The organism is Acinetobacter sp. MF4642, from assembly GCF_002018925.1.
GTDB classification, from domain to species: Bacteria; Pseudomonadota; Gammaproteobacteria; order Pseudomonadales; family Moraxellaceae; genus Acinetobacter; species Acinetobacter johnsonii.
This window is the reverse complement of sequence record NZ_MVON01000003.1, coordinates 1-21,003: the sequence shown is the minus strand read 5'-3', so window position 1 is coordinate 21,003 and position 21,003 is coordinate 1. Positions and strand designations below refer to the sequence as shown.

General features: G+C 43.6%; 18 protein-coding genes. 15 read left to right on the top strand and 3 right to left on the bottom strand.

Features of this window, described 5'->3' with window-relative positions; all coding sequences use genetic code 11:
- Positions 1–65: 65 nt before the first annotated feature.
- On the bottom strand, positions 66–2,879 hold the full coding sequence (locus MF4642_RS02320; RefSeq protein ID WP_078425174.1) for an ATP-binding protein: 2,814 nt from the start codon (positions 2,877–2,879) through the stop codon (positions 66–68).
- A 153-nt stretch (positions 2,880–3,032) separates the two neighbouring features.
- On the opposite strand from MF4642_RS02320, the gene cysM reads away from it, so the two are divergent.
- From cysM to MF4642_RS02300, 4 genes are read left to right on the top strand one after another with little or no spacing between them, the layout of a single operon-like run.
- Entirely contained in the window at positions 3,033–3,962 is a 930-nt protein-coding gene (gene cysM / locus MF4642_RS02315) for a cysteine synthase CysM (protein WP_078425173.1), read from the top strand.
- 22 nt (positions 3,963–3,984) lie between these two features.
- Complete coding sequence (locus MF4642_RS02310) at positions 3,985–4,806, top strand: 3'-5' exonuclease (protein ID WP_004692313.1); 822 nt, start codon at positions 3,985–3,987, stop codon at positions 4,804–4,806.
- Positions 4,807–4,812: 6 nt separating this feature from the next.
- On the top strand, positions 4,813–6,201 hold the full coding sequence (gene rlmD / locus MF4642_RS02305; protein ID WP_078425172.1) for a 23S rRNA (uracil(1939)-C(5))-methyltransferase RlmD: 1,389 nt from the start codon (positions 4,813–4,815) through the stop codon (positions 6,199–6,201).
- Between the two features lie 33 nt (positions 6,202–6,234).
- Entirely contained in the window at positions 6,235–8,541 is a 2,307-nt protein-coding gene (locus MF4642_RS02300) for a RelA/SpoT family protein (RefSeq protein WP_004979149.1), read from the top strand.
- Positions 8,542–8,579: 38 nt separating this feature from the next.
- Here MF4642_RS02300 and MF4642_RS02295 read toward each other — a convergent pair whose 3' ends face one another.
- The gene (locus MF4642_RS02295) at positions 8,580–9,347 is read right to left on the bottom strand and encodes an SDR family oxidoreductase (RefSeq protein WP_078425171.1); all 768 of its coding nucleotides are present in this window, start codon (positions 9,345–9,347) and stop codon (positions 8,580–8,582) included.
- 118 nt (positions 9,348–9,465) lie between these two features.
- Between MF4642_RS02295 and mazG the strand changes: the two genes are divergently transcribed.
- From mazG to yjgA, 9 genes are all read left to right on the top strand, one after another.
- On the top strand, positions 9,466–10,227 hold the full coding sequence (gene mazG / locus MF4642_RS02290; protein ID WP_078425170.1) for a nucleoside triphosphate pyrophosphohydrolase: 762 nt from the start codon (positions 9,466–9,468) through the stop codon (positions 10,225–10,227).
- 18 nt (positions 10,228–10,245) lie between these two features.
- Positions 10,246–10,644 carry a ComEA family DNA-binding protein gene (locus tag MF4642_RS02285; RefSeq protein WP_078388726.1) on the top strand — a complete coding sequence of 133 codons (399 nt, stop codon included), beginning with the start codon at positions 10,246–10,248 and terminating at the stop codon, positions 10,642–10,644.
- 136 nt (positions 10,645–10,780) lie between these two features.
- Positions 10,781–12,250 carry a polynucleotide adenylyltransferase PcnB gene (pcnB, locus tag MF4642_RS02280; RefSeq protein ID WP_078425169.1) on the top strand — a complete coding sequence of 490 codons (1,470 nt, stop codon included), beginning with the start codon at positions 10,781–10,783 and terminating at the stop codon, positions 12,248–12,250.
- Positions 12,247–12,735, top strand: a complete 489-nt coding sequence (folK, locus tag MF4642_RS02275) for a 2-amino-4-hydroxy-6-hydroxymethyldihydropteridine diphosphokinase (protein WP_078425168.1) — start codon at positions 12,247–12,249, stop codon at positions 12,733–12,735. The genes pcnB and folK overlap by 4 nt, the downstream gene beginning before the upstream one ends.
- 36 nt (positions 12,736–12,771) lie before the next feature.
- Positions 12,772–13,581, top strand: coding sequence for a 3-methyl-2-oxobutanoate hydroxymethyltransferase (panB, locus tag MF4642_RS02270; protein ID WP_004692301.1), 810 nt, complete (start codon positions 12,772–12,774; stop codon positions 13,579–13,581).
- 3 nt (positions 13,582–13,584) lie between these two features.
- The gene (gene panC / locus MF4642_RS02265; RefSeq protein WP_004979164.1) at positions 13,585–14,427 is read left to right on the top strand and encodes a pantoate--beta-alanine ligase; all 843 of its coding nucleotides are present in this window, start codon (positions 13,585–13,587) and stop codon (positions 14,425–14,427) included.
- Between the two features lie 26 nt (positions 14,428–14,453).
- Positions 14,454–15,305 carry an RNase adapter RapZ gene (rapZ, locus tag MF4642_RS02260; RefSeq protein ID WP_004692298.1) on the top strand — a complete coding sequence of 284 codons (852 nt, stop codon included), beginning with the start codon at positions 14,454–14,456 and terminating at the stop codon, positions 15,303–15,305.
- The gene (locus MF4642_RS02255) at positions 15,302–15,571 is read left to right on the top strand and encodes an HPr family phosphocarrier protein (RefSeq protein WP_010325935.1); all 270 of its coding nucleotides are present in this window, start codon (positions 15,302–15,304) and stop codon (positions 15,569–15,571) included. The genes rapZ and MF4642_RS02255 overlap by 4 nt, the downstream gene beginning before the upstream one ends.
- 2 nt (positions 15,572–15,573) lie before the next feature.
- Positions 15,574–16,107 (top strand): ribosome biogenesis factor YjgA, encoded by a 534-nt coding sequence (yjgA, locus tag MF4642_RS02250; RefSeq protein WP_078388722.1) that lies wholly within the window; start codon positions 15,574–15,576, stop codon positions 16,105–16,107.
- A 78-nt stretch (positions 16,108–16,185) separates the two neighbouring features.
- Here the strand turns inward: yjgA and MF4642_RS02245 are convergent, their stop codons facing one another.
- The gene (locus MF4642_RS02245) at positions 16,186–17,829 is read right to left on the bottom strand and encodes an acyl-CoA synthetase (protein WP_078425167.1); all 1,644 of its coding nucleotides are present in this window, start codon (positions 17,827–17,829) and stop codon (positions 16,186–16,188) included.
- Positions 17,830–18,338: 509 nt separating this feature from the next.
- Here MF4642_RS02245 and thrS point away from each other — a divergent pair.
- Positions 18,339–20,261 carry a threonine--tRNA ligase gene (gene thrS, locus MF4642_RS02240; protein WP_004692292.1) on the top strand — a complete coding sequence of 641 codons (1,923 nt, stop codon included), beginning with the start codon at positions 18,339–18,341 and terminating at the stop codon, positions 20,259–20,261.
- Positions 20,262–20,266: 5 nt separating this feature from the next.
- Positions 20,267–20,818 (top strand): translation initiation factor IF-3, encoded by a 552-nt coding sequence (infC, locus tag MF4642_RS02235; protein ID WP_078425166.1) that lies wholly within the window; start codon positions 20,267–20,269, stop codon positions 20,816–20,818.
- Positions 20,819–21,003: the final 185 nt, after the last annotated feature.

Genomic DNA, 21,003 nt, shown 5'->3' with positions numbered 1-21,003 from the left:
TGCGGATAAATGACACCAAGAGTCACGTCGCAACTTGTCTTAGGTGTCATGCTCTTTTGAATGTTTTATGGGCTATGTTTGATTAAAATTTGCTGTGCCGCATGTTGTACTTGTTCAATCACGACTTTGAGTTCATTGAAACGCTTGATGGTTTCTTGAACAAACTGTTCATCTGCTTTACGACGCTCTTTACGTAAGGTTGAAACAAACTGTTCAAATGTCCCTGTTGCTTCTTGTAAGTTGGGTACACCGACATAGCGTGTTGCACCATACAGGCGGTGTAGCACATGCTCCAATTGTGGGAAATCTTCCATTTCAATCAATTGCTTCATTTCATGCAACTCAGTATCAAAACTGTCCATTAACATACGCAATAAGTCGACCGCTAAATCTTCTTTATTGGCGGCTAACTGTAAGCTTTGCTGCCAGTCGAGCACCTTAGGATCGAGTGCTTCAATCACGATAGCTTTTTCAACGGGTGAGCCTTTATTGAAGCGATCAGTGGTCCAATGGGTCAGGATTTGAATAATCTGATCAATTTGAATTGGTTTGGTGACATAGTCATCCATGCCGACTTGCAGTAGTTTTTGCTTTTCATCGGCCAATGCATGTGCAGTGAGGGCAATGATGGGCAAACGCTTATGGTTTTCAATGGTTGACTCCAGCGCACGAATGGCACGTGTGGTATCGACACCCGACATGACAGGCATTTGAATATCCATAAACACCAAATCAAAAGCTTTGCTGTTGTGTTCAGCGCGCTCTTGTAAAATCTCTAAGGCTTGTTGACCGCTTAAAGCTTTTGTTGTGGTGACATTCAACTCGCCTAGTAGGGCTTCAAGGACAATCAGGTTAGGGAGATGGTCATCTACCGCTAAAATATGTAAGCCTTGACCATTGAAGGACTCCATTTCGTCTTCTTCAAATAGCGGTTGATTGCTGAGTAATTGAATCAAAGCACTCCGACTGAGCGGTTGGTATAATGGTCGGGCACGATACTCATTCAGTGTGGTCAAATCAAGTGACATCTGGTAGCCATAAACTGCAAGGTTACCGCTATAACGCTGACGAATTTCTTTTAATAAGGCTTCGGTATCACCACTATGATCAACAATTAACCATGTATTTTCCACATCTTGAGGCAGTCTGTTGAGGTGGCTGAACAAGTCTAAAATTGAACTCGATTCGATGTGCTCCACAGCATAGTCTTCAAGATAATGACGCAGAATATTGGCCGTTGCAGGGTGCGCCAAATACGAGACCACTTGCATGTCGCTAAACTGAGGATGCTCAACGTACTCATCTTCTTCATTGACCATAAACATGGCGGTAAACCAGAAGGTGGAACCTTTTTCGGTGGGTGCGCGTTCTTGGTTGTCTTCAAATCCAATTTGCCCCTGCATCAAATGCACCAGCTGTTTGGAAATCGCTAAGCCCAGACCTGTGCCGCCAAATTGACGTGTGACTGAAGCATCGCCTTGCGAGAAAGACTCAAATAGTTTTTTACGGTCAGTTCCACTAAGTCCGATGCCACTGTCTTGTACACTAAAGTGCAATAGGCACTGTCCAATATCATCTTGTTCCATTCTTGCGCGGACGATGATCTCGCCATCCGGAGTAAACTTAATGGCATTGGAAATTAGGTTGGTTAAAATTTGTTTGAAGCGTAGGGCATCTCCAACCACATGCTTTGGCACATTGTCAGCATAGTAAAAGGCCATATCGATATGCTTTTGCGCGGCAAGAGGAGACAGCATATCCATAACATCAAAAATTGCTTCTTCTAAATCAAAAGTTGCAGTATCGAGTTCTAGTTTACCTGCATCAATTTTTGAAAAATCTAAAACATCATTAATCAGTGCCAGTAAGTGTGCAGATGATTTACGGATGGTTTGTAAATACAGATTTTGATCATTGTTGAGGTTGTCTTGACGCAGTAAGAGGTGAATAAAACCATCAATACTGTTCAGTGGCGTGCGCAGTTCATGGCTGATATTGGCCAAGAACACTGACTTGGACTGACTGGCTGAAATGGCTTGGTCACGCGCTTGACGATAGGTAATGTTTTGCACTTCTAAAGTGTCAAGGGTTCGACGTAAATCGTCTTCCGTCTGCTCAGTGTGTTCTTTCAATTCTAAAAAACTAAAATGCAGGCGTTTCACCACATTGGCAATATCGCGCTGTAGTAAGCGTAATTCACCAGTACTGTTAATCAGCATGTGTTGATCAAGGGTGTCGGCATTTAAACGTTGCAGCTGCATGCGAATTTCATACATCGGTGCAATCCAGCGACGCGAGTAGAAATTTAAACAGAGTAAAAGTAGTAATAGTGTCAACAGACCTGTCGCAATCAAAACAATCAACACGCGATAACGGGCAATTTGTAAGGGTTGGTTATCTAATTCAACCACCAACTGCGCAGGCGTGCCTGTAAATTGGTTGATGGGCAAACCATATACCGTATTGCCTTTAAAATTCATCGGGCCAAAAAAATCAGTATTTTTTTTCAGCGCAGGCCACGGCGCTTGGTCTTGGTAGCCAATGCTAAGTTTGTTATTGCCTTTGTCATCAATAATTGCGGCACGAATCAGATGTTTTTCATCTAACATCTTTTGCATCAAATAACGTGCATTTTCATACTGCCAAGGGGAGGCATTCACCAAATTGATCGCCGCTTCCGCATCCAGCTGGTAGCGCGTTAAAATCGCTATCGCCATTTGTCGCTGCTGGGCTTTGGCGGCATTTGAAGTTTCGGTAATAACCAGTAATGCACCTACACAGGCCAAAATCATAATCGGCACGAAAATAAGTGCAATGAGCTGTCCATAAGCATGGTTTAAGTGCAGACGATTAAATAACTTTTTATTGATATTTGACATGGTGCAAGTGATTTATTCCCTATGCTTTGAAGTGTAGCACGCTTTATAAAAAATCGATGGTGCTTTAATCACTTTCACGAAAAAGCACGCTAAATGGGTGCAGGGACTGGCATTTTTCCATACAATAGGCGCACCTCGATCAAGGTGCAAAGAATGAGTACTACATCCACTGATTTTCAAGCAGACGAATTTTTGTTAGATCACTATGTTGGAAAAACTCCACTGGTGCGTTTACAGCGTCTGGCAAGTCACACTCAAGCAACAGTATTGGCAAAGTTAGAAGGCAACAACCCCGCAGGTTCTGTCAAGGACCGTCCCGCGTATAACATGATTATGCAAGCGGAAAAGCGAGGGCAAATTCAGCCAGGCGATACCTTGATTGAAGCGACCAGTGGAAATACCGGCATTGCACTGGCAATGGTTGCTGCGATGCGTGGCTATCAGATGAAACTGATTATGCCCAACAACATGAGCCAAGAACGTAAAGATGCAATGCGCGCTTATGGCGCGGAACTGATTGAAGTGACCAAAGAGCAGGGCATGGAAGGTGCACGTGATTTGGCTTTGCAAATGCAAGAAGAAGGCAGAGGGCACGTACTCAACCAGTTTGGTAATCCTGATAATGTTGAAGCACATTATTTAACGACTGGGCCTGAACTTTGGCAGCAAACAGGTGGAAAAATCACTCACTTTGTGAGTTCAATGGGCACTACAGGTACCATTATGGGGGTCTCTAAATATCTCAAAGAAATGAACCCCGACATTCAAATTATTGGTCTACAGCCATCGGATGGTTCAAGTATCGCAGGGATTCGCCGTTGGCCTGAAGAATATTTACCAACGATTTTTGACCGCAGTCGGATTGATCAGATTATTGATATTCCGCAAATTGAAGCAGAAAGAACCATGCGTAAATTGGCGCAAAAAGAAGGGATTAGCGCAGGAACTTCTTCAGGTGGTGCGGTGTGGGCATCGATTAAAATTGCTGAAGAAAACCCTGGTGCCGTCATTGCGTGCATTATTTGTGACCGTGGTGACCGTTATTTATCGACGGGTCTTTTCTCTGTGGTCGATCCTGAATAAAACAATAAAAGAGAGTTCTGCTATGCGCCTACCTGTGCTCACCTTTGATATTGAAACAATGACTGATTTGAGATCGGGGGCGCATTTATATGGTTTAGATTTGCCTGAGGCTGATTTGGAGGCGGCACTGACCAAATTGCGTCGCCAAGAGTCAGGCATGGATTTTCAGCGTTTGGCTTTGCATGAAATTGTGTGTATTTCAGGCTTATGGCTGGATGACCAAGGCCAGATGAAACTCTTTTCTTTTAGCCGTGAACAATATTCGGAAGCAGAAATTCTCAGTAAGTTTTTATCTATATTTGATAAGCGTTTACCGACTTTAGTGAGTTGGAATGGTGCTCAGTTTGACTTGCCAGTAATTATGCTTCGTGCTATGTATCATGGTTTAACTGCACCTGCTTTGTTCGATCAGGGCGAAATTGACACACAAAAGCGCTATAATAACTATCAGAACCGTTATCATCAGCGTCACATCGATCTGATGGATGTGATGGCAATGTTTAATGGACGTCATTTCCAAAAGCTGGACGATGTTGCTCATTTATTGGGATATCCCGGTAAACGGGGCGATGGGGCTTATCATGTACCTGAATATGTTCGGGCGCAGGAATGGCTCAAACTCACCAGTTATTGTGAGGGTGATGTGCTAAATACATGGCTGGTGTATTTGCGTTGGCTCTTACTCAAAGGGCAATTGCTCGCTCAAGACCACCGTCACTTTATCGATCAAACCATCCAGTTTTTACAGGCTCAACCGCAGCATCAAGACTTTTTGTCGGTGTGGCGTGAGACCTCACAGCAGACGGCTTTTACCGCTGCCGATTTTTCCCCTTCCCATCTTTAGGTACACATGAAACATAGAGCCAAACCTCGTCCAACTCAACAGCCCAGTTATATTTTTCAGGTTGAGTCACTTTCGCATGAAGGACGCGGCATTGCGCACTATGGTTCGCATCCAGACCATCCTGCGGACAAGCAGGGTAAAAAAGTCTTTATTAGCTATGCATTGCCGGGTGAAACGGTTAAAGCGCAGATTACCCATGCAGTAAAGCGTTTAGAGGAAGCCGATGCTATTCAACTCCTCAGTGAAGCCTCTACTTTTCGTGTTGAGCCGAAGTGCCCGCATTTTAAAAGCTGTGGTGGCTGTAATATGCAGCATATTCATCCCGATGAACAAATTTGCTTAAAGCAAGATGTGCTTAAATCACATTTGCTGCATTTTGCGGGGATTCAACCTGAAGAATGGTTGCCACCTTTGCGCTCTTTACGTGAAGACTACCGCCGTAAAGCGCGCATTGGGGTGCGTTATTTGCCGCACAAAGATCAATTGGTCGTGGGTTTTCGAGAGCGTCAAACCAATAAACTGACTTCAATTGATCGCTGTTTGGTATTAGATCAAGAGTTTGGTTCAATCACACGCTTGAAGCAGTTACTCCAAAGTCTAACAGCCAAAGCAGTCATTGGTCATATAGAATTGGCCATGGGGGATTGTGACATCGCCCTCACGGTGCGACATACTGAAAAATTAAACACAGAGGATGTCAACCGATTAAAACAATTTACGTTAGACAGAGGGTGGCAATTGTATTTACAAGCTGCAGGCCCAGACAGTCTAAAGCGTATGGATGATGAACATGCAGAGATGCGTTTACATTATCGTTTAAATGATTTTGATGTGGAATTTGGATTTAACCCACATGACTTTACTCAAGTAAACTCAACCATTAACCCGCAAATGGTGAAATTGGCATGTGACTTGCTAGATTTAAAACAAGGAGAACGTGTTCTCGATTTGTTCTGTGGTCTAGGAAATTTCTCTTTGCCTTTGGCTCGATGTGTGGGAGCAACAGGCCAAGTGGTTGGTGTTGAAGGTAGTGAAGAAATGGTTCAACGTGGTGCAGAAAATGCGGAACGTAATGCGCTTCGCCAGTTGAAGTTCTTTTCACAAGATTTAACAAAAGATTTCTCGCATCATTCTTGGGCAAATCAAGGATTTGATGCATTATTGATAGATCCTCCACGTGCAGGCGCAGAGGAAATAATGCATTATATGCCTAACTTTGGTGCAAAAAGAATCGTTTACGTGTCGTGTAATCCAGCGACACTCGCAAGGGATGCGGGGCTGTTGGTACAACAGGGTTATCGATTAGTCAAAACCGGTGTGATGGACATGTTTACCCACACAGGTCACGTTGAGTCGATAGCATTGTTTGAAAAAGATAATGAGATAAACGATTAAAGAATATGAAGCGTAAAAGTGTAGGAGAAGGGTATGGTCACAGTACGTGAGCAACTACCTGGGCGACTCAATGAGTTGTCTCAGGAGGCGACTGTAGAGCATGCCGAACAAGCTCAACATGATTTGGCTGAATGGTTAGATCGTGTTCGAAGCATATTAGATGATGCGAAGCTTGAGCAACTCGAAGAAGTTGCCAATTTGACTTTACAAAAAGAGTTAGAAACCACGGTTAATCATCGTTCCAATACCTTTTATACCGGTATTGAAATGGCGGATATTCTGGCCCATTTACATGTCGATGAAGACACCTTGGCTGCTGCGATGCTCTATCGTGGTGTACGCGAAGGCGTGATTCCATTGGCGGAAGTACAAGAGCATTTTGGCGAACAAGTGCATGCACTGGTCAAAGGCACTTTGGCTATGGGTAAGTTGTCTGACCTCATCGAGCAGAATAAACGCCTCGAAGATCACTTTAATAACAATCAGCGCGAGCACTTAAACGGCATTTATAAAATGTTGATTTCGGTGACTGAAGACGTGCGAGTTGTACTGATCAAATTGGCTGAGCGAACTTATGCACTGCGTGAATTGGCGACTTCATCTAAAGAACGTCAAGAGCGTGTAGCACGAGAAATCTTAACCATTTACTCACCTCTGGCACACCGTTTAGGGATTGCGCAGTTAAAGTGGGAACTGGAAGATTTAGCCTTTCGCTATTTAGCACCCGATCGCTATAAAGAAATTGCGACGCTGCTGAATGAAAAGCGACTGGAGCGTGAGCAATATATTCAGTTTGTGATTGATACTTTGCGTGCATCTTTGAATGAGCATGGTATTGAAGCTGAAATTAGTGGCAGGGTAAAACACATTTATTCGATTTATCGAAAAATGAAAAGTAAGAACCTGAGCTTCGATCAGCTGTATGACATTCGTGCCGTTCGGGTCTTGGTTAAAACGGTTCCTGAATGCTATCACTCGTTGGGGATCGTGCACCAAATTTGGCGGCATATTCCGCATCAGTTTGATGACTATATTACCAATCCGAAAGCCAATGGTTACCGCTCACTGCATACGGCTGTGATTGCGGAAAATAAGTCACTTGAAGTTCAGATTCGTACCAAGAGCATGCATGAAGAAGCAGAACTTGGGGTGTGTTCGCACTTTAACTATAAAGAGGGCGGTAAGAATACCGATCGCTCTTTTAACCATCGTTTACATTCATTGCGTGCAGTACTTGAACACTATCAAGAGCGCAATGATGCGAATGTACATAAGTCTGATGAAGACTCTGAAAATTTTGAGCAAATTCAAGATTTTGAGGATTTTGAGAAGATTTATGTGTTTAGCCGTGATGGCGATATTAAAGAGCTACCACGTGGTTCGACCGTACTCGATTTTGCTTATCATGTGCATACTCAAGTCGGTAATAAGTGTTATGCCGCACGGGTGAATCAGCGTTATGTTCCGCTAACTTATACCTTAAAAACGGGTGAGCAAGTTGAGATTTTAACCAAGAAAGACCGTGAGCCAAACCGTGATTGGTTGGTGAACTCTTTAGGTTATATCAAGACGGCACGTGCGCGTGACAAGCTGCGTCATTGGTTTAGACAACAAGACCGCAGCAAAAACTTGGAAGTGGGCCGTGACCTGCTCAACAAAGAACTTTCACGTTTGGCAATTCACCCAAAAAGTATTGATTTGAATGATTACTGCAATCATTTCAATGTCAAAGCGGGTGAAGATATTCTGATTGCACTGGTCAATGGTGACATTAGTCTGCATGCCTTGATCAATCAGGTGAACCGCCATATGCATTTGGATCAGGACGAACCTGAACTGGTGCTGAAGCCGACGTTGAATCCACGTGCTAGTCATACCTTGTCAGCGCATGGCATTCTGATTGATGGTTTAGATAACGTTGAGCTGCATGTGGCGCAGTGTTGTCAGCCTGTGCATGGTGAGTCAATTGCGGGTTATATCACCTTGAACCGTGGGGTGAGCATCCATAAAGTGGCATGTCCTGACTACTTACGCATGATTCAAAATGAACCTGAACGTGCAGTAGAGGCCGATTGGGAAATGCAGCCAACGCGTGGTCAGAGTGTGCAAATTGTGGTGGAGGCTTATGATCGCCGTGGTTTGCTCAAAGATTTGACTCAAGTGATTTTCTCCGATCAAATCAATATTCGTCAGGTCAACACCATCTCTGAAGCAGACGGTATTGCCAATATGAAATTGTTGATTGAAGTGAAGGGTTTATCGCAATTATCAAAACTGTTGGCGCGGTTAGAGCAACAACCGGGCATCATTAGTGCGCGTCGTTTGGTGCAAGGTAACTAAGCGAATTGAAAAGAAAGAGCCTGCAATTGCAGGCTTTTTTATTTAGAAAGATACAAATTCGTTAGGCGGTTGAGAAATTGGGGACTGATTTTACTCAGTTGAAATAAAAGCTTGGTTTTGGTGCCCACGGCTTGATGCGTTGCAGTGAGTGTCGTATCTTTTGCAACAGCACGTTGGAAAACGTGTTGCGCTACATCTTCTGCAGTTAAGTGTACCCCCATGTTTTGAATACTCTTCGCTTGCATATCTTGCACCATGGCAGTTTGTACAAATAGAGGCATCACATCCAACACGCGAATGCCATATTTCTGCCATTCGGTATCTAAGCCTTCGGTGATGCCGCGTACCGCAAACTTACTGGCAGAGTACGAGACCAAATCAGCTTGACCATAGATGGCTGAAGCCGATGAAAGGTTGATGATACGAGCAAAATTCGCTTGTTTGAGGTAGGGTAATGCAGCGTGGCAGCCATTCAGTACACCATTGACATTGATCGACATGGTTTTGTGATGTGCGCTGATCTCTGTGTGTTCAAAAGGCCCTGAGAATAGAATTCCTGCATTATTGACCAAGATATTGAGCTCGCCTGCCCATGTGACAAACTCGGCTAAAGCAGTTTGCCAGTCTTGATAGTTGGAAACATCGAGCTGTCCTGCTTTGGCATTTGGGCCGAGGCTAGCTGCTAGCTGTTGGGCTTGAGCGCTATTGATGTCATAAATCCCGACTTTGTAGTGATGTGTATAAAATAAGCGGGCGATGGCCGCACCAATACCTTGGGCTGCACCGCTAATCAAAATACTGCGCATTGAAACTGCTCCTTGTTGCTCTTTTTCTTGATGTTATTGTTGTGATTGGATTGAGCATAACAAATGAATGCCGTCATAATGTAATTTTTATCAATATGATTTTTGAAGAGAGATAAACATGGAACAATTGCTGAACGTGATGCGTGAATTACGTGAAAAGTGTCCATGGGATCAACAGCAAACCCCAGAAAGTTTAACCCGCTATGCCATTGAGGAGGCTTATGAAGTTGAAGCTGCCGTGCGTTCAGGTAAAGCTGATGAGGTGCGTGATGAGTTGGGTGATTTACTGCTACAGGTGGTGTTCCAGTCACAGATGTATGCCGAGCAAGGGACTTTTAATTTTCAAGATGTGGTTGATGCCATCACAGAAAAACTGATTCGTCGTCATCCCCATGTCTTTCAAGCACAGCAGTTTTCAGCTTTGTCTGCCGAAGATGTAGGCGAGCTTTGGAAGCAAATTAAACAACAGGAAAAGCAAGGGAAGGCACAGTCACGATTAGACAGTATCAAGCATGGTCCAGCCTTACAACAAGCGGAACAGATTCAAAAAAATGCAGCACAGATCGGTTTTGACTTTCCTGATGTGGCCGGTGCATATGCCAAGCTTGAAGAAGAATTAGCTGAACTGAAAGATGCGGTTCAACAGCAAAATTCCGATGAAATAGCAGATGAATTTGGCGATTGTTTATTTTCAATGATCAATGTTGGACGTAAACTGGGCGTCTCAAGCGAAATGTCGCTTTTGAGTACGATTCATAAATTTCGCACTCGTTTTGCTTTCATTGAAGATCAAGCTTTGCAACAACAAAAAAAGATCGAGCAGATGTCTTTAGAAGAAATGGATCAACTGTGGGAGCAAGCCAAATTACAACTGAAATAATAAAAATGGTGGCTTGAATTGATAAAAATAAAAGTAAGTTTGTTGATCATTGCGTTGTTATTACTGAGTTTACTGGCTTGGGTGCCGACCAGTTATGCACAGTCTTTTGATCAGAACTACCAGAACTGGAAAGCAGAGCAGCAGGCGTGGGATGATCGTATTCAAGCCCCCAAGAGCGTGAAACGTGCTGTGTCTCCTGTTCAGGCCCAACCTGTGTCGAGCGCAAATAAAATTAGTTTAAATCAAGCCAGTGTCGATCAGTTACAGCAGCTTCAGGGTGTGGGTCTAAAAAAGGCACAGGCAATCGTGGCCTATCGCCAGAAACAAGGGGCATTTAAATCTATTGATGAGCTACAACAGGTGCGCGGGATTGGACCGGCAATTTTTGCAAAAAATAAAACCCGTTTGGGCTTGTGAAAAAGCGGTGTCATTTATTCGTGAATTGATCAGAATCCTGCTTTGCTTTCGATAATCAAATTGCCCTTTGATTGTGTTAGATATATGATTAGCGTCATCTTAGAATTTTACGTTTAGGCGTAGGAGACAGCGGCTTTTGCAAACTTTGCGCGCGTCAAAATGTGGTTTATCAACCGCTCAATTACCTTCTTACATTTTAGATGTGATCGATGCATTAACTAAGGCAGGCTATGAAGCGTATATCGTCGGTGGCGGTGTCCGCGACATGATGCTTGGCCTAAATCCCAAAGATTTTGATGCAGTGACCAATGCAACACCGTCACAGGTAAAAGAAGTTTTCGGACGACGTTGCCGTATTATCGGGCGCCGTTTTGAGCTGGCTCATGTCTATTCAGGTCGTGAGTTGGTTGAAGTGGCAACTTTCCGTGCACCGCCGAAGAAAGAAGTCACCTCTGCACAAGGCATGATTTTGCGTGATAACAATTGGGGCACGATAGAGCAAGACTTTGCTCGCCGCGATTTTTCAATTAATGCAATGTACTATCAGCCACGCAAGGGCGTTGTCTTAGATTTCTGTCATGCTGTGGATGACATTAAAAATAAAACCTTACGTCTACTGGGTGATGCACAAACGCGTTTTGAAGAAGATCCTGTGCGAATGCTACGGACTTTGCGTTTTGCTGCAAAATTAGGTTTCTCAATCGATCAGCAAATTCTCGACGTTTTCACCTTGGAAATGACGCAGTTGCTGCGTGATGTTTCGCCGCACCGTTTATATGATGAATCTCAGAAGTTGTTCACGATGGGACATCTAAATCGTGTGTTGCCAATGCTGATTGACTTCGGCATTTGGAAGCAGTTATTTGCAGATATCCAACCGAATATTACCCCATTTATTGAACGTGCCGCTAAGAATACCGATCAGCGTATTCAAGTGGGCAAAACCATCAACCCTGCATTTTTCTATGCGGTATTGTTATGGCAACCGTTCTTAGAACGTTGTGAGTTTTATAGCAGTAAGGGTGTGGTTGCAGCTGAAGCGCGTGCACAAGCGGGACTTGATGTATTAAAACGCCAGGCCACGCGGACCATTATTCCGCGCTTTGCCGAAACCTTCATTCGTGAGGTGTGGGAAATGCAAACTCGTTTACTCAACCCGAAAGCACAGCAAATTCAAGCCTTATCTAGCCATGCACGTTTCCGTGCAGGCTTTGACTTCTTGTTGCTTCGCGAAAAATCAGGCGATGAGGGTACGCTCGGCATGGGACAATGGTGGGATGCGTATCAGTTGATGAGCACCGATGAAAAAGAACGTGCCATTAGTCAATATAATCGCCAACGTGCAAAATCACGTCGCAGTGGTAAAGCAAGTGCTGAAGAAGCGGCGATTGCTAAAACGGTAAGTCATGAAATTGAGCCTCTGGTGCAAGAGCAAGAATCGCGTAGTCGTCGTGCACGTAAACCGAAGCAACACGCTGAAGCTCGTACCCAGACTGGTAAGGGAACAGGTCACAGCTCAACCGAGATTAGTGCAGATCATCCAATTTTAAAACGTAAACGTGTTCAGCGTGATTTAAGCAGCGTGATTTTTGGACCGACACAATGAGCATCGTCACGTACATTGGTCTAGGTAGCAACTTAGGCGACTCTAAAGTGATTTTGACTGAAGCGGTGCACAAGTTGGCCAGTCTAGGAGATGTAAAAACCTCCAAGCTGTATCAAAGCCCACCGATGGGACCACAAGACCAGCCTAATTATTTAAATGCCGTGGTGCAACTCAGCACAAACTTGGCGCCGTTGGCTTTGCTGGATGAGCTGCAACGTTTTGAGCAAGAGTCGGGACGTGTACGTTTACGCCATTGGGGTGAACGCACTTTAGATTTAGATTTACTGATCTATGCAGAAGAGAAAATTCAGCATGAACGCTTAACCGTGCCACATGTTGGTGTGATGGAACGTGATTTTGTGTTGATTCCACTACTGGATTTAGACCCAAATTTACACATTGATGGTATTGCGTTGAAACAGTTGCCTGTTGTACAACAACCCACGTTGAGTGTGCTGGATGCAGGCAATTGGGCAGAGATTTAATTTAGCCGAGCTAAAGATGTTGAAAGGAATAGTTTGATGATTAGTTTAAATGACTTAAGAAAATTTAAAGCAGAAGGTCGCAAATTTTCCTGCCTGACTTGCTATGATGCAAGTATGGCAAAGGCAATGGAACTTGCTGAAATTGATACCATTTTAATTGGCGATTCACTAGGTATGGCCATTCAAGGTCGTGATTCCACTTTGCCTGTTACAGTTGAAGATATGGCTTACCATACCGCAGCTGTACGCCGTGGTAACCAGCATGCCTTGATCATGACCGACTTACCGTTTATGAGCTATGCCACCTTAAATGATGCTTTGCAAAGCTCAAAAGTGGTGATGCAAGCGGGCGCACAAATGGTCAAAGTTGAAGGTGGTGCGTGGCTGGCTGAAACGGTTCAGGTTTTGACACGCAACGGTATTCCTGTATGTGTACACTTAGGCTTAACTCCACAGTCTGTACATGTGTTTGGTGGCTATAAATTACAAGCACGCACACGTGAAGCGGCAGACCAATTAATTGCGGACTGCCAAGCGGTGGTTGATGCGGGTGCTGCGGTGCTGTTATTAGAGTGTGTGCCTGCGCAGCTCGGGAAAGAAATTAGTGAGTTGTTCCCACATGTACCTGTCATTGGCATTGGCGCAGGTGTGGATACCGATGGTCAAGTCTTAGTGGTACAAGACATGCTTGGACTGACTTTTGGTCGTGTTGCAAAATTTGTGCGTAACTTTATGAAAGAACAAGCAGGGGAAACGGCGATTTTGGATGCGTTCAAGGCATACCATGCAGCGGTGCTTGATAGCTCATTCCCTGCGAAAGAACAAACATTCCAAGTCGAGCTGTAAAACATGAAAACTGAAACCACGATCCAAGGCCTATCAGCATCATTGAACCCTGCGCGAACGGCTCGAAAAAGTATTGGTTTCGTCCCGACCATGGGGAACTTGCATCAGGGACATTTGAACCTTGTGCGCGAAGCGAAAAAACTCTGTGATGTGGTTGTAGTCAGCATTTTTGTGAATCCTATTCAATTTGGACCCAATGAAGATTTTGACAGTTACCCACGCACCTTGGAACAAGATCAGCGCTTGTTGGCCGAGGTTGGTTGTGACATCGTGTTTGCACCATCGGTTGAGCAAATGTATGGCAACAGTCCACGTTTGACCAATATTACTGTTTCAGATATCACCAATGATTTGTGTGGTCTACAACGTCCAGGTCATTTTGATGGTGTCGCCGTTGTGGTGACGAAACTGTTCAATATTGTGCAACCTAATTTTGCTTTCTTTGGTGAAAAAGACTATCAACAGTTGGCTGTGATTCGTCAGTTTGTTCGTGATTTGAATATGCCGCTTGAAGTGATGGGTGTGGCAATTGCACGTGCAGAAGATGGTTTGGCTTTAAGTTCACGTAATGGTTATTTAAGCGAAGAAAACCGTCAAAAAGCACCGACTATTTATCAAAGTTTAAAAGCGGCAGAACAGTCGCTACAAACTGGTACCGCTTTAGCTGATGTGTTAGCAAATATAAAGGCGACATTGACACAGGCTGGTTTTGTTGTGGATTATGTGGAAGCCCGCACACCTGCATTGCAGAAATTGGATGCGTTTGACCAAGATGTGGTGCTTTTTGTTGCGGCAAAACTCGGGGCAACTCGTTTAATTGATAACTTGAAAGTGAAACATATTTAGTCAAGCTCACCTCTCAAAGGATTAAGATGAAGCGCATTTTAATTGTTACAGGACAGTCTGGTTCGGGTAAATCCTCTGCATTACAAGTATTGGAAGACCTCGGTTATTACTGTATTGATAATTTGCCTTTGGCCTTACTCCCAGAGATTGTTGCCAAGCTAGATCGGGAAAATAATCTTGAGCAGTTGGCGCTTGGTGTGGATGTACGCAGTACACGTGCAGATTTGCAAGAGTTCGACTTGGTGTTTGAACAATTGCAAAGGCATGGTACGGTCGATATTATTTATTTGACCACGCGTGACCAAGAGCTGATTGCGCGCTTTAGTGCTTCACGTCGTCCGCATCCGTTGGCGACACGCTTTCAAAGTTTGAACCAGTGTATTCAAGAAGAGAAAACCCTTTTATTGCCGATTAATTTGCGCTCAACTGTGCATATTGATACCACCGATAAAAGTGTGCACGATTTAAAGCATACCTTGCTGTCAAAGTTGGGGCAGTCAGATAACCTGATTTTGATTTTGCAGTCTTTCGGCTTTAAACATGGCATTCCGTTAGATGCTGACTATGTGTTTGATGTTCGACATTTACCCAATCCCCATTGGGATTTAGAACTGCGGAAGTATTCAGGACTGGATGCCCCTGTGCAAAAATTTTTGGAACAAAGTGAGCAAACGCACGAAATGTTCCAAGATATTTATAAGTTTTTAGATAAATGGTTACCAGCTTTTGCTGAAGGGCATCGTCACTATATGACCGTGTCAATTGGTTGTACGGGTGGGCAGCATCGCTCTGTATATATTGTGGATAGACTAAAAAAAGCCCTTGAGGCAAAATGGTCTATTCAGGTCCTCCATCGAGAAATGAAGCACTGGGCATGATTGACACAACTGTTGACGTAATTAATAAACTAGGGTTACATGCGCGTGCATCTGGCAAGCTCATTGAAGTGACCACCAAATTCCGTTCTTCAATCCAAATTGGAAAAGGAGATAAATTGGTGGATGCCAAAAATATTATGTCCCTCCTGATGCTAGGCGCAGGAAAGGGCACCACTTTACGCTTAGTGCTTGAAGGCGCAGATGAAGAACAAGCTTTATCTGAGATTCAGGCACTATTTGCGGCAAAATTTTACGAGGCAGATTAATCGTGGCACGTCGACCGCATAGTTTTACTGAAGAAGACTTTGAATCTTTAGAAGGACGTGCAAGTAAAACTGAACAGAAAAAAGCCGTACAACGTATGGCATCTTTGGGTTCTCAACTTGCAGAGTTGAACACTAAACAAATTCAAAACTTACCTGTTGAAGAGCGTTTGATTGAAGCTCTTTTGGATGTGAAACTGATTACATCAAATGAAGCTCGTCGTCGCCAATTTTTACGCATTGGTAAGTTGTTGCGTAATGAAGATGAAACGGTGATTTTGTCTTATTTGACACCGCAACAAGGCGCGAAAAAAACCGCTCAATTGCAGCGTTGGGTTGATCGTATGATCAAAGATGGTGATGTGGTCATTAATGAGTTTTCCAAAACTTATAATGCCGCGGAACGTCATACCATTCGTCAGCATGTATTGCGTATTCACCGTGATATGAAACAACAGACGGATGAAGAACAACTTAAAGCTTCGCGTTTGAAGTTGTTTAACTACATTCAGCAAGTGGCTTTAATTTCAGATAATTAAGTCATTTAGACATAAAAAAGCGACCTTCAAGGTCGCTTTTTTATTTGAGAATATTTGCTTGTATAGACTGCTGAATGTTTAGCTAAACTCGCCCGTTGCACGCTCTTTGGCCCAATCGCGTAGAACAAATTTTTGTAACTTGCCTGTCGACGTTTTTGGAATTTCTGTAATCACTACATCTTTCGGTACTTTAAAACGTGCCAGATGTTGCTTACAGAATTCAATGATTTCCTCAGGTGTGGTTTCTTTCCCTGCTTTGAGTTCAATAAATGCGCATGGCACTTCTTGCCAGCGAGGATCGGGTTTCGCGACCACCGCAGCCGTTAAAATAGCAGGATGTTGATAGAGAATTTCTTCAACTTCTAGTGATGAAATATTCTCACCTCCAGAAATAATGACATCTTTAGAGCGGTCAGTAATTTTGGCATAGCCATCAGGTTGGCAGACTGCAAGATCGCCTGTATGAAACCAACCACCTGCAAAGGCTTCTGCGGTCGCTTCAGGGTTTTTGAGATAGCCTTTCATCACAATGTTGCCACGGAACATAATTTCGCCCATGGTTTGACCGTCATGCGGTACAGGTTGCATCGTGTCTGGATCCAGCACTTTCATACCATCTTGCAGTGGGTAAGGTACACCTTGGCGTGAGTGCAACTGCGCTTGTTCCTGAATAGATAAGTCAGACCAACCCGCTTGAGAGGCACAAAGCGCAGAAGGTCCATAGGTTTCAGTCAGTCCATAAACATGGGTGACATTTATACCAATATGGCGCATGCCTTCAATGATTGCAGCAGGAGGTGCAGCACCTGCCACCATCACTTCAACGCGATGCTCAAAGTGGATCCGTTGCTCTTCAGGGGTGTTGATCAGCATGGATAGCACAATTGGCGCACCACAGAAATAATCGACTTTATGCTCAGCGATGACTTTGAAAATGAGTTCAGGGTCAATTTTACGTAAACAAATGTTGGTGCCCCCATTGGCTGCCATGGTCCATGCAAAGCACCAGCCGTTACAGTGAAACAGTGGTAGAGTCCACAAGTAGGTCGCACGAGGTGTCATGCCACAAGCAATGATGTTACTGGCTGCATTGATATAAGCGCCGCGGTGATGATAGACCACCCCTTTCGGGTTACCTGTTGTTCCCGAAGTGTAATTTAGGCTGATGGCATCCCATTCATCTTGAGGTAAATGCCACTCAAAGTTTTCATCGCCTTCGGTTAACCAGTCTTCATACTCGATTTGACCAATCGGAGCTGCAAAACAGTTTTCGTACTCAGCATCATCTACATCAATCACAAAAATGTCACGCTTGACCAAAGCCAAAGCTTCTTGTGCAACCGATGCAAACTCAGGATCGACCAAAAGGACTTTGGTTTCGGCATGTTCCAACATGAACGCAATGGTTTTTGCATCTAAACGTGTATTCAGCGTATTTAGTACCGCACCTGTCATGGGTACTGCAAAATGTGCTTCGATCATTGCAGGGATGTTGGGTAATAATACCGAGACGGTATCATTCTTAGTGATCCCTAGTTTTTGCAGCTGAGAAGCAAATTGGCGACAACGTTGATAGGTTTCACGCCATGAAATATGACGGTGACCATGAATGATGGCATCTTGATGGGGATAAATATAGGCAGCTCGTTCTAAATAACGTAGTGGTGACAAAGCCACAAAGTTTGCGGGGGTTCTTGGTAGTTCGTCATAAGCGCTGACCATGTTTATCACTCCAAATTCAGTATTATTTTTCCATTGCTTAAAAGATATGCATTTTTCAGCCATCTTGCATTTATGCTTTAGTCGAGTTGCTCTTTTTAGATGAATTTATTGAATTTTTTTTGTTTAGTTTATCTAAACTGAATCTATGGATTCTGTGCGATATAAACCCTTTTAGTTAGATTTTAGCCTGCTTTTTAAGCAAAATGTGTATGCTTGTGTTGCTGTATTGTTCAATAAAAAGTGACCGATAGAGTCATTATAAAATGTAGCGATAAGGATTGCGGCACATCAATTCCCTCATTTTAGTGATGCTGTGGGACTGGCAAATAAATTCAAAATGCGCTGAAACGTGAATTTTATAGGGGAAAAGGTTTAATCCTGTGGATAACACGTGTAAAATTCGACTGATTTTATTTATCCACCGTTTTTATCTTTTGAGGTTTTACCTCGATCATAATCTCGCGGTGATATGCTCCATGGTACGGGGCATCACTCCTTAAGGATTTTTTATGCCAATTATCACTTTGCCAAATGGCGATCAAAAACAATTTGATCAAGCTGTATCTGTGATGGACGTTGCACTGAGCATCGGTCCGGGTCTTGCGAAAAATACAGTTGCAGGAAAAGTCGATGGTCGTTTAGTCGATGCATCTGATTTGATTACCACGGATGCCAGCCTTCAAATTATTACGCCTAAAGACGAAGAAGGTGTCGAAATCATTCGTCACTCTTGCGCTCACTTGGTAGGACATGCGGTGAAGCAATTGTTCCCTGAAGCGAAAATGGTGATTGGTCCTGTCATTGAAGATGGCTTCTATTACGATATTTTTAGCGCAAAGCCATTTACGCCAGAAGACATGGTAGCCATTGAAGAGCGTATGAAAAAGCTCATCGATCAAGACTATGATGTCATCAAAAAAATGACACCACGTGATGAGGTGATTGCAGAATTCACAGCGCGTGGTGAAGATTATAAATTACGCTTGATTGCAGACATGCCTGAAGAAACAGAAATGGGCTTGTACTACCATCAAGATTATTTGGATATGTGCCGTGGTCCACACGTGCCCAATACTAAATTTTTAAAAGCATTCAAGCTGACTAAAATGTCAGGCGCTTATTGGCGCGGCGATGCGAAGAATGAACAGTTACAACGTATTTATGGTACAGCGTGGGCAGACAAAAAACAGCTTGCAGCGTATATCAAACGTATTGAAGAAGCTGAAAAGCGTGACCACCGTAAAATTGGTAAAGCTTTAGACCTGTTCCATATGCAAGAAGAAGCACCAGGTATGGTGTTCTGGCATCCAAACGGTTGGACCATTTATCAAGTACTTGAACAATACATGCGCAAAGTACAACAAGATAATGGCTACCTCGAAATTCGTACCCCACAAGTGGTTGATTTCACGCTTTGGGAAAAATCAGGCCATGCTGCTAACTATGCTGATGGCATGTTCACGACGCATTCAGAAAGCCGTAACTATGCAATTAAACCAATGAACTGTCCTTGTCACGTACAAGTGTTCAACCAAGGTTTAAAATCATACCGTGATTTGCCAATTCGTTTGGCCGAGTTCGGTTCGTGTCACCGTAACGAACCATCGGGTTCATTGCACGGCATTATGCGTGTTCGTGGCTTTACCCAAGATGATGCACACATTTTCTGTACCAAAGAGCAAATTGGTCAAGAAGTGGCTGACTTCATTCAACTGACTTTAGATGTGTATAAAGACTTTGGTTTCGAAGAAGTGCAAATGAAGTTGTCTACACGTCCAGAAAAACGTGTGGGTGATGACGCACTTTGGGATATGGCTGAAAAATCTTTAGCAGATGCTTTAGATGCTGCTGGTTTGGAGTGGGAACTTCAACCAGGTGAAGGAGCATTCTATGGTCCGAAAATTGAATTCTCACTGAAAGACTGCTTAGGCCGTGTATGGCAATGTGGTACAATCCAATGTGACTTCAATTTGCCAGAACGTTTAGATGCGTCATATGTCACTGAAGACAATGATCGTGATCAACCTGTTATGTTGCACCGTGCAATACTTGGCAGTTTTGAACGTTTTATTGGTATACTAATCGAACACTATGCGGGCTTTATGCCACCTTGGTTAACACCAATCCAAGCATGTGTAATGAACATTACCGATTCACAAGCGGAAGCATGTGAGTCAGTCGTCGCTAAACTTAAAGAAAACGGTCTCCGTGCGATTTCAGACTTGAGAAATGAGAAAATCGGCTTTAAGATTCGTGAACGTACATTAGAGCGTATTCCTTACTTACTGGTACTTGGGGACCGTGAGGTAGAGGAAGGTACAGTGAACGTGCGTACCCGCTCTGGAACAAATTTGGGTACTATGTCAATCGACGCTTTCGTTGACCTAGTAAAAGCAGCCGTTGCCGAACGCGGCCGGTACATTGTGGAGTAACAGCGATTAAACAGCCTGACCGTAATCAACAGGGCGGTAACAAATCAAACCGTCCTGCTTTGAATGATGAAATTCGTGCGAAAGAAGTCCGTCTTGTAGACGAAAATGGTGAGCAAAAAGGTATTGTTAGCTTGGCAGAAGCATTACGCGCTGCTGAAAGTGTTGAGCTTGATCTTGTTGAGATTGTAGCAAACGCTGAACCGCCTGTTTGTAAAATCATGGACTTCAACAAGCATTTGTTTGATCTAAAGCAAAAGCAGAAAGAAGCGAAGAAAAAACAGCATCAAGTACAGGTGAAAGAAATCAAACTCCGCCCGGGTACTGATGTTGGTGATTACAACGTAAAACTACGTGCAATTACTAAGTTCCTTGAAGAAGGCAACAAAGTAAAAATTACTCTTCGTTTCCGTGGTCGTGAAATGGCGCACCAACAGCTTGGTTTGGCTCAACTTCAAAAAGTTGAAGCAGATGTGGCTGACTTGGGCGTAGTTGAACAAGCACCGAAAATGGAAGGTCGTCAAATGGGTATGTTGCTTGGTCCTAAAAAGAAAAAGTAATGATCCATTGATCTTAAAAAAAGCACTGCCTATGCAGTGCTTTTTTTATTTTGTTGATTGTCCCGTCCTGAAATAAGTTTACACCTTTAAGAGGCTTATTTTATGGAACATGAACGAGAACAAAGAGTTAAACGTACACAAGGTGATTATAGCTTTGCCTTTAAAATGATGGTTGTACATGAAGT

Coding starts and splice junctions, on each gene's coding strand:
- thrS (WP_004692292.1), top strand. CDS start 18,339: ATGCCAATTATCACTTTGCCAAATGGCGATCAAAAACAATTTGATCAA.
- MF4642_RS02295 (WP_078425171.1), bottom strand. CDS start 9,347: ATGCGCAGTATTTTGATTAGCGGTGCAGCCCAAGGTATTGGTGCGGCC.
- MF4642_RS02320 (WP_078425174.1), bottom strand. CDS start 2,879: ATGTCAAATATCAATAAAAAGTTATTTAATCGTCTGCACTTAAACCAT.
- MF4642_RS02255 (WP_010325935.1), top strand. CDS start 15,302: ATGATTGACACAACTGTTGACGTAATTAATAAACTAGGGTTACATGCG.
- rapZ (WP_004692298.1), top strand. CDS start 14,454: ATGAAGCGCATTTTAATTGTTACAGGACAGTCTGGTTCGGGTAAATCC.
- rlmD (WP_078425172.1), top strand. CDS start 4,813: ATGAAACATAGAGCCAAACCTCGTCCAACTCAACAGCCCAGTTATATT.
- panB (WP_004692301.1), top strand. CDS start 12,772: ATGATTAGTTTAAATGACTTAAGAAAATTTAAAGCAGAAGGTCGCAAA.
- panC (WP_004979164.1), top strand. CDS start 13,585: ATGAAAACTGAAACCACGATCCAAGGCCTATCAGCATCATTGAACCCT.
- folK (WP_078425168.1), top strand. CDS start 12,247: ATGAGCATCGTCACGTACATTGGTCTAGGTAGCAACTTAGGCGACTCT.
- MF4642_RS02310 (WP_004692313.1), top strand. CDS start 3,985: ATGCGCCTACCTGTGCTCACCTTTGATATTGAAACAATGACTGATTTG.
- MF4642_RS02245 (WP_078425167.1), bottom strand. CDS start 17,829: ATGGTCAGCGCTTATGACGAACTACCAAGAACCCCCGCAAACTTTGTG.
- cysM (WP_078425173.1), top strand. CDS start 3,033: ATGAGTACTACATCCACTGATTTTCAAGCAGACGAATTTTTGTTAGAT.
- mazG (WP_078425170.1), top strand. CDS start 9,466: ATGGAACAATTGCTGAACGTGATGCGTGAATTACGTGAAAAGTGTCCA.
- MF4642_RS02300 (WP_004979149.1), top strand. CDS start 6,235: ATGGTCACAGTACGTGAGCAACTACCTGGGCGACTCAATGAGTTGTCT.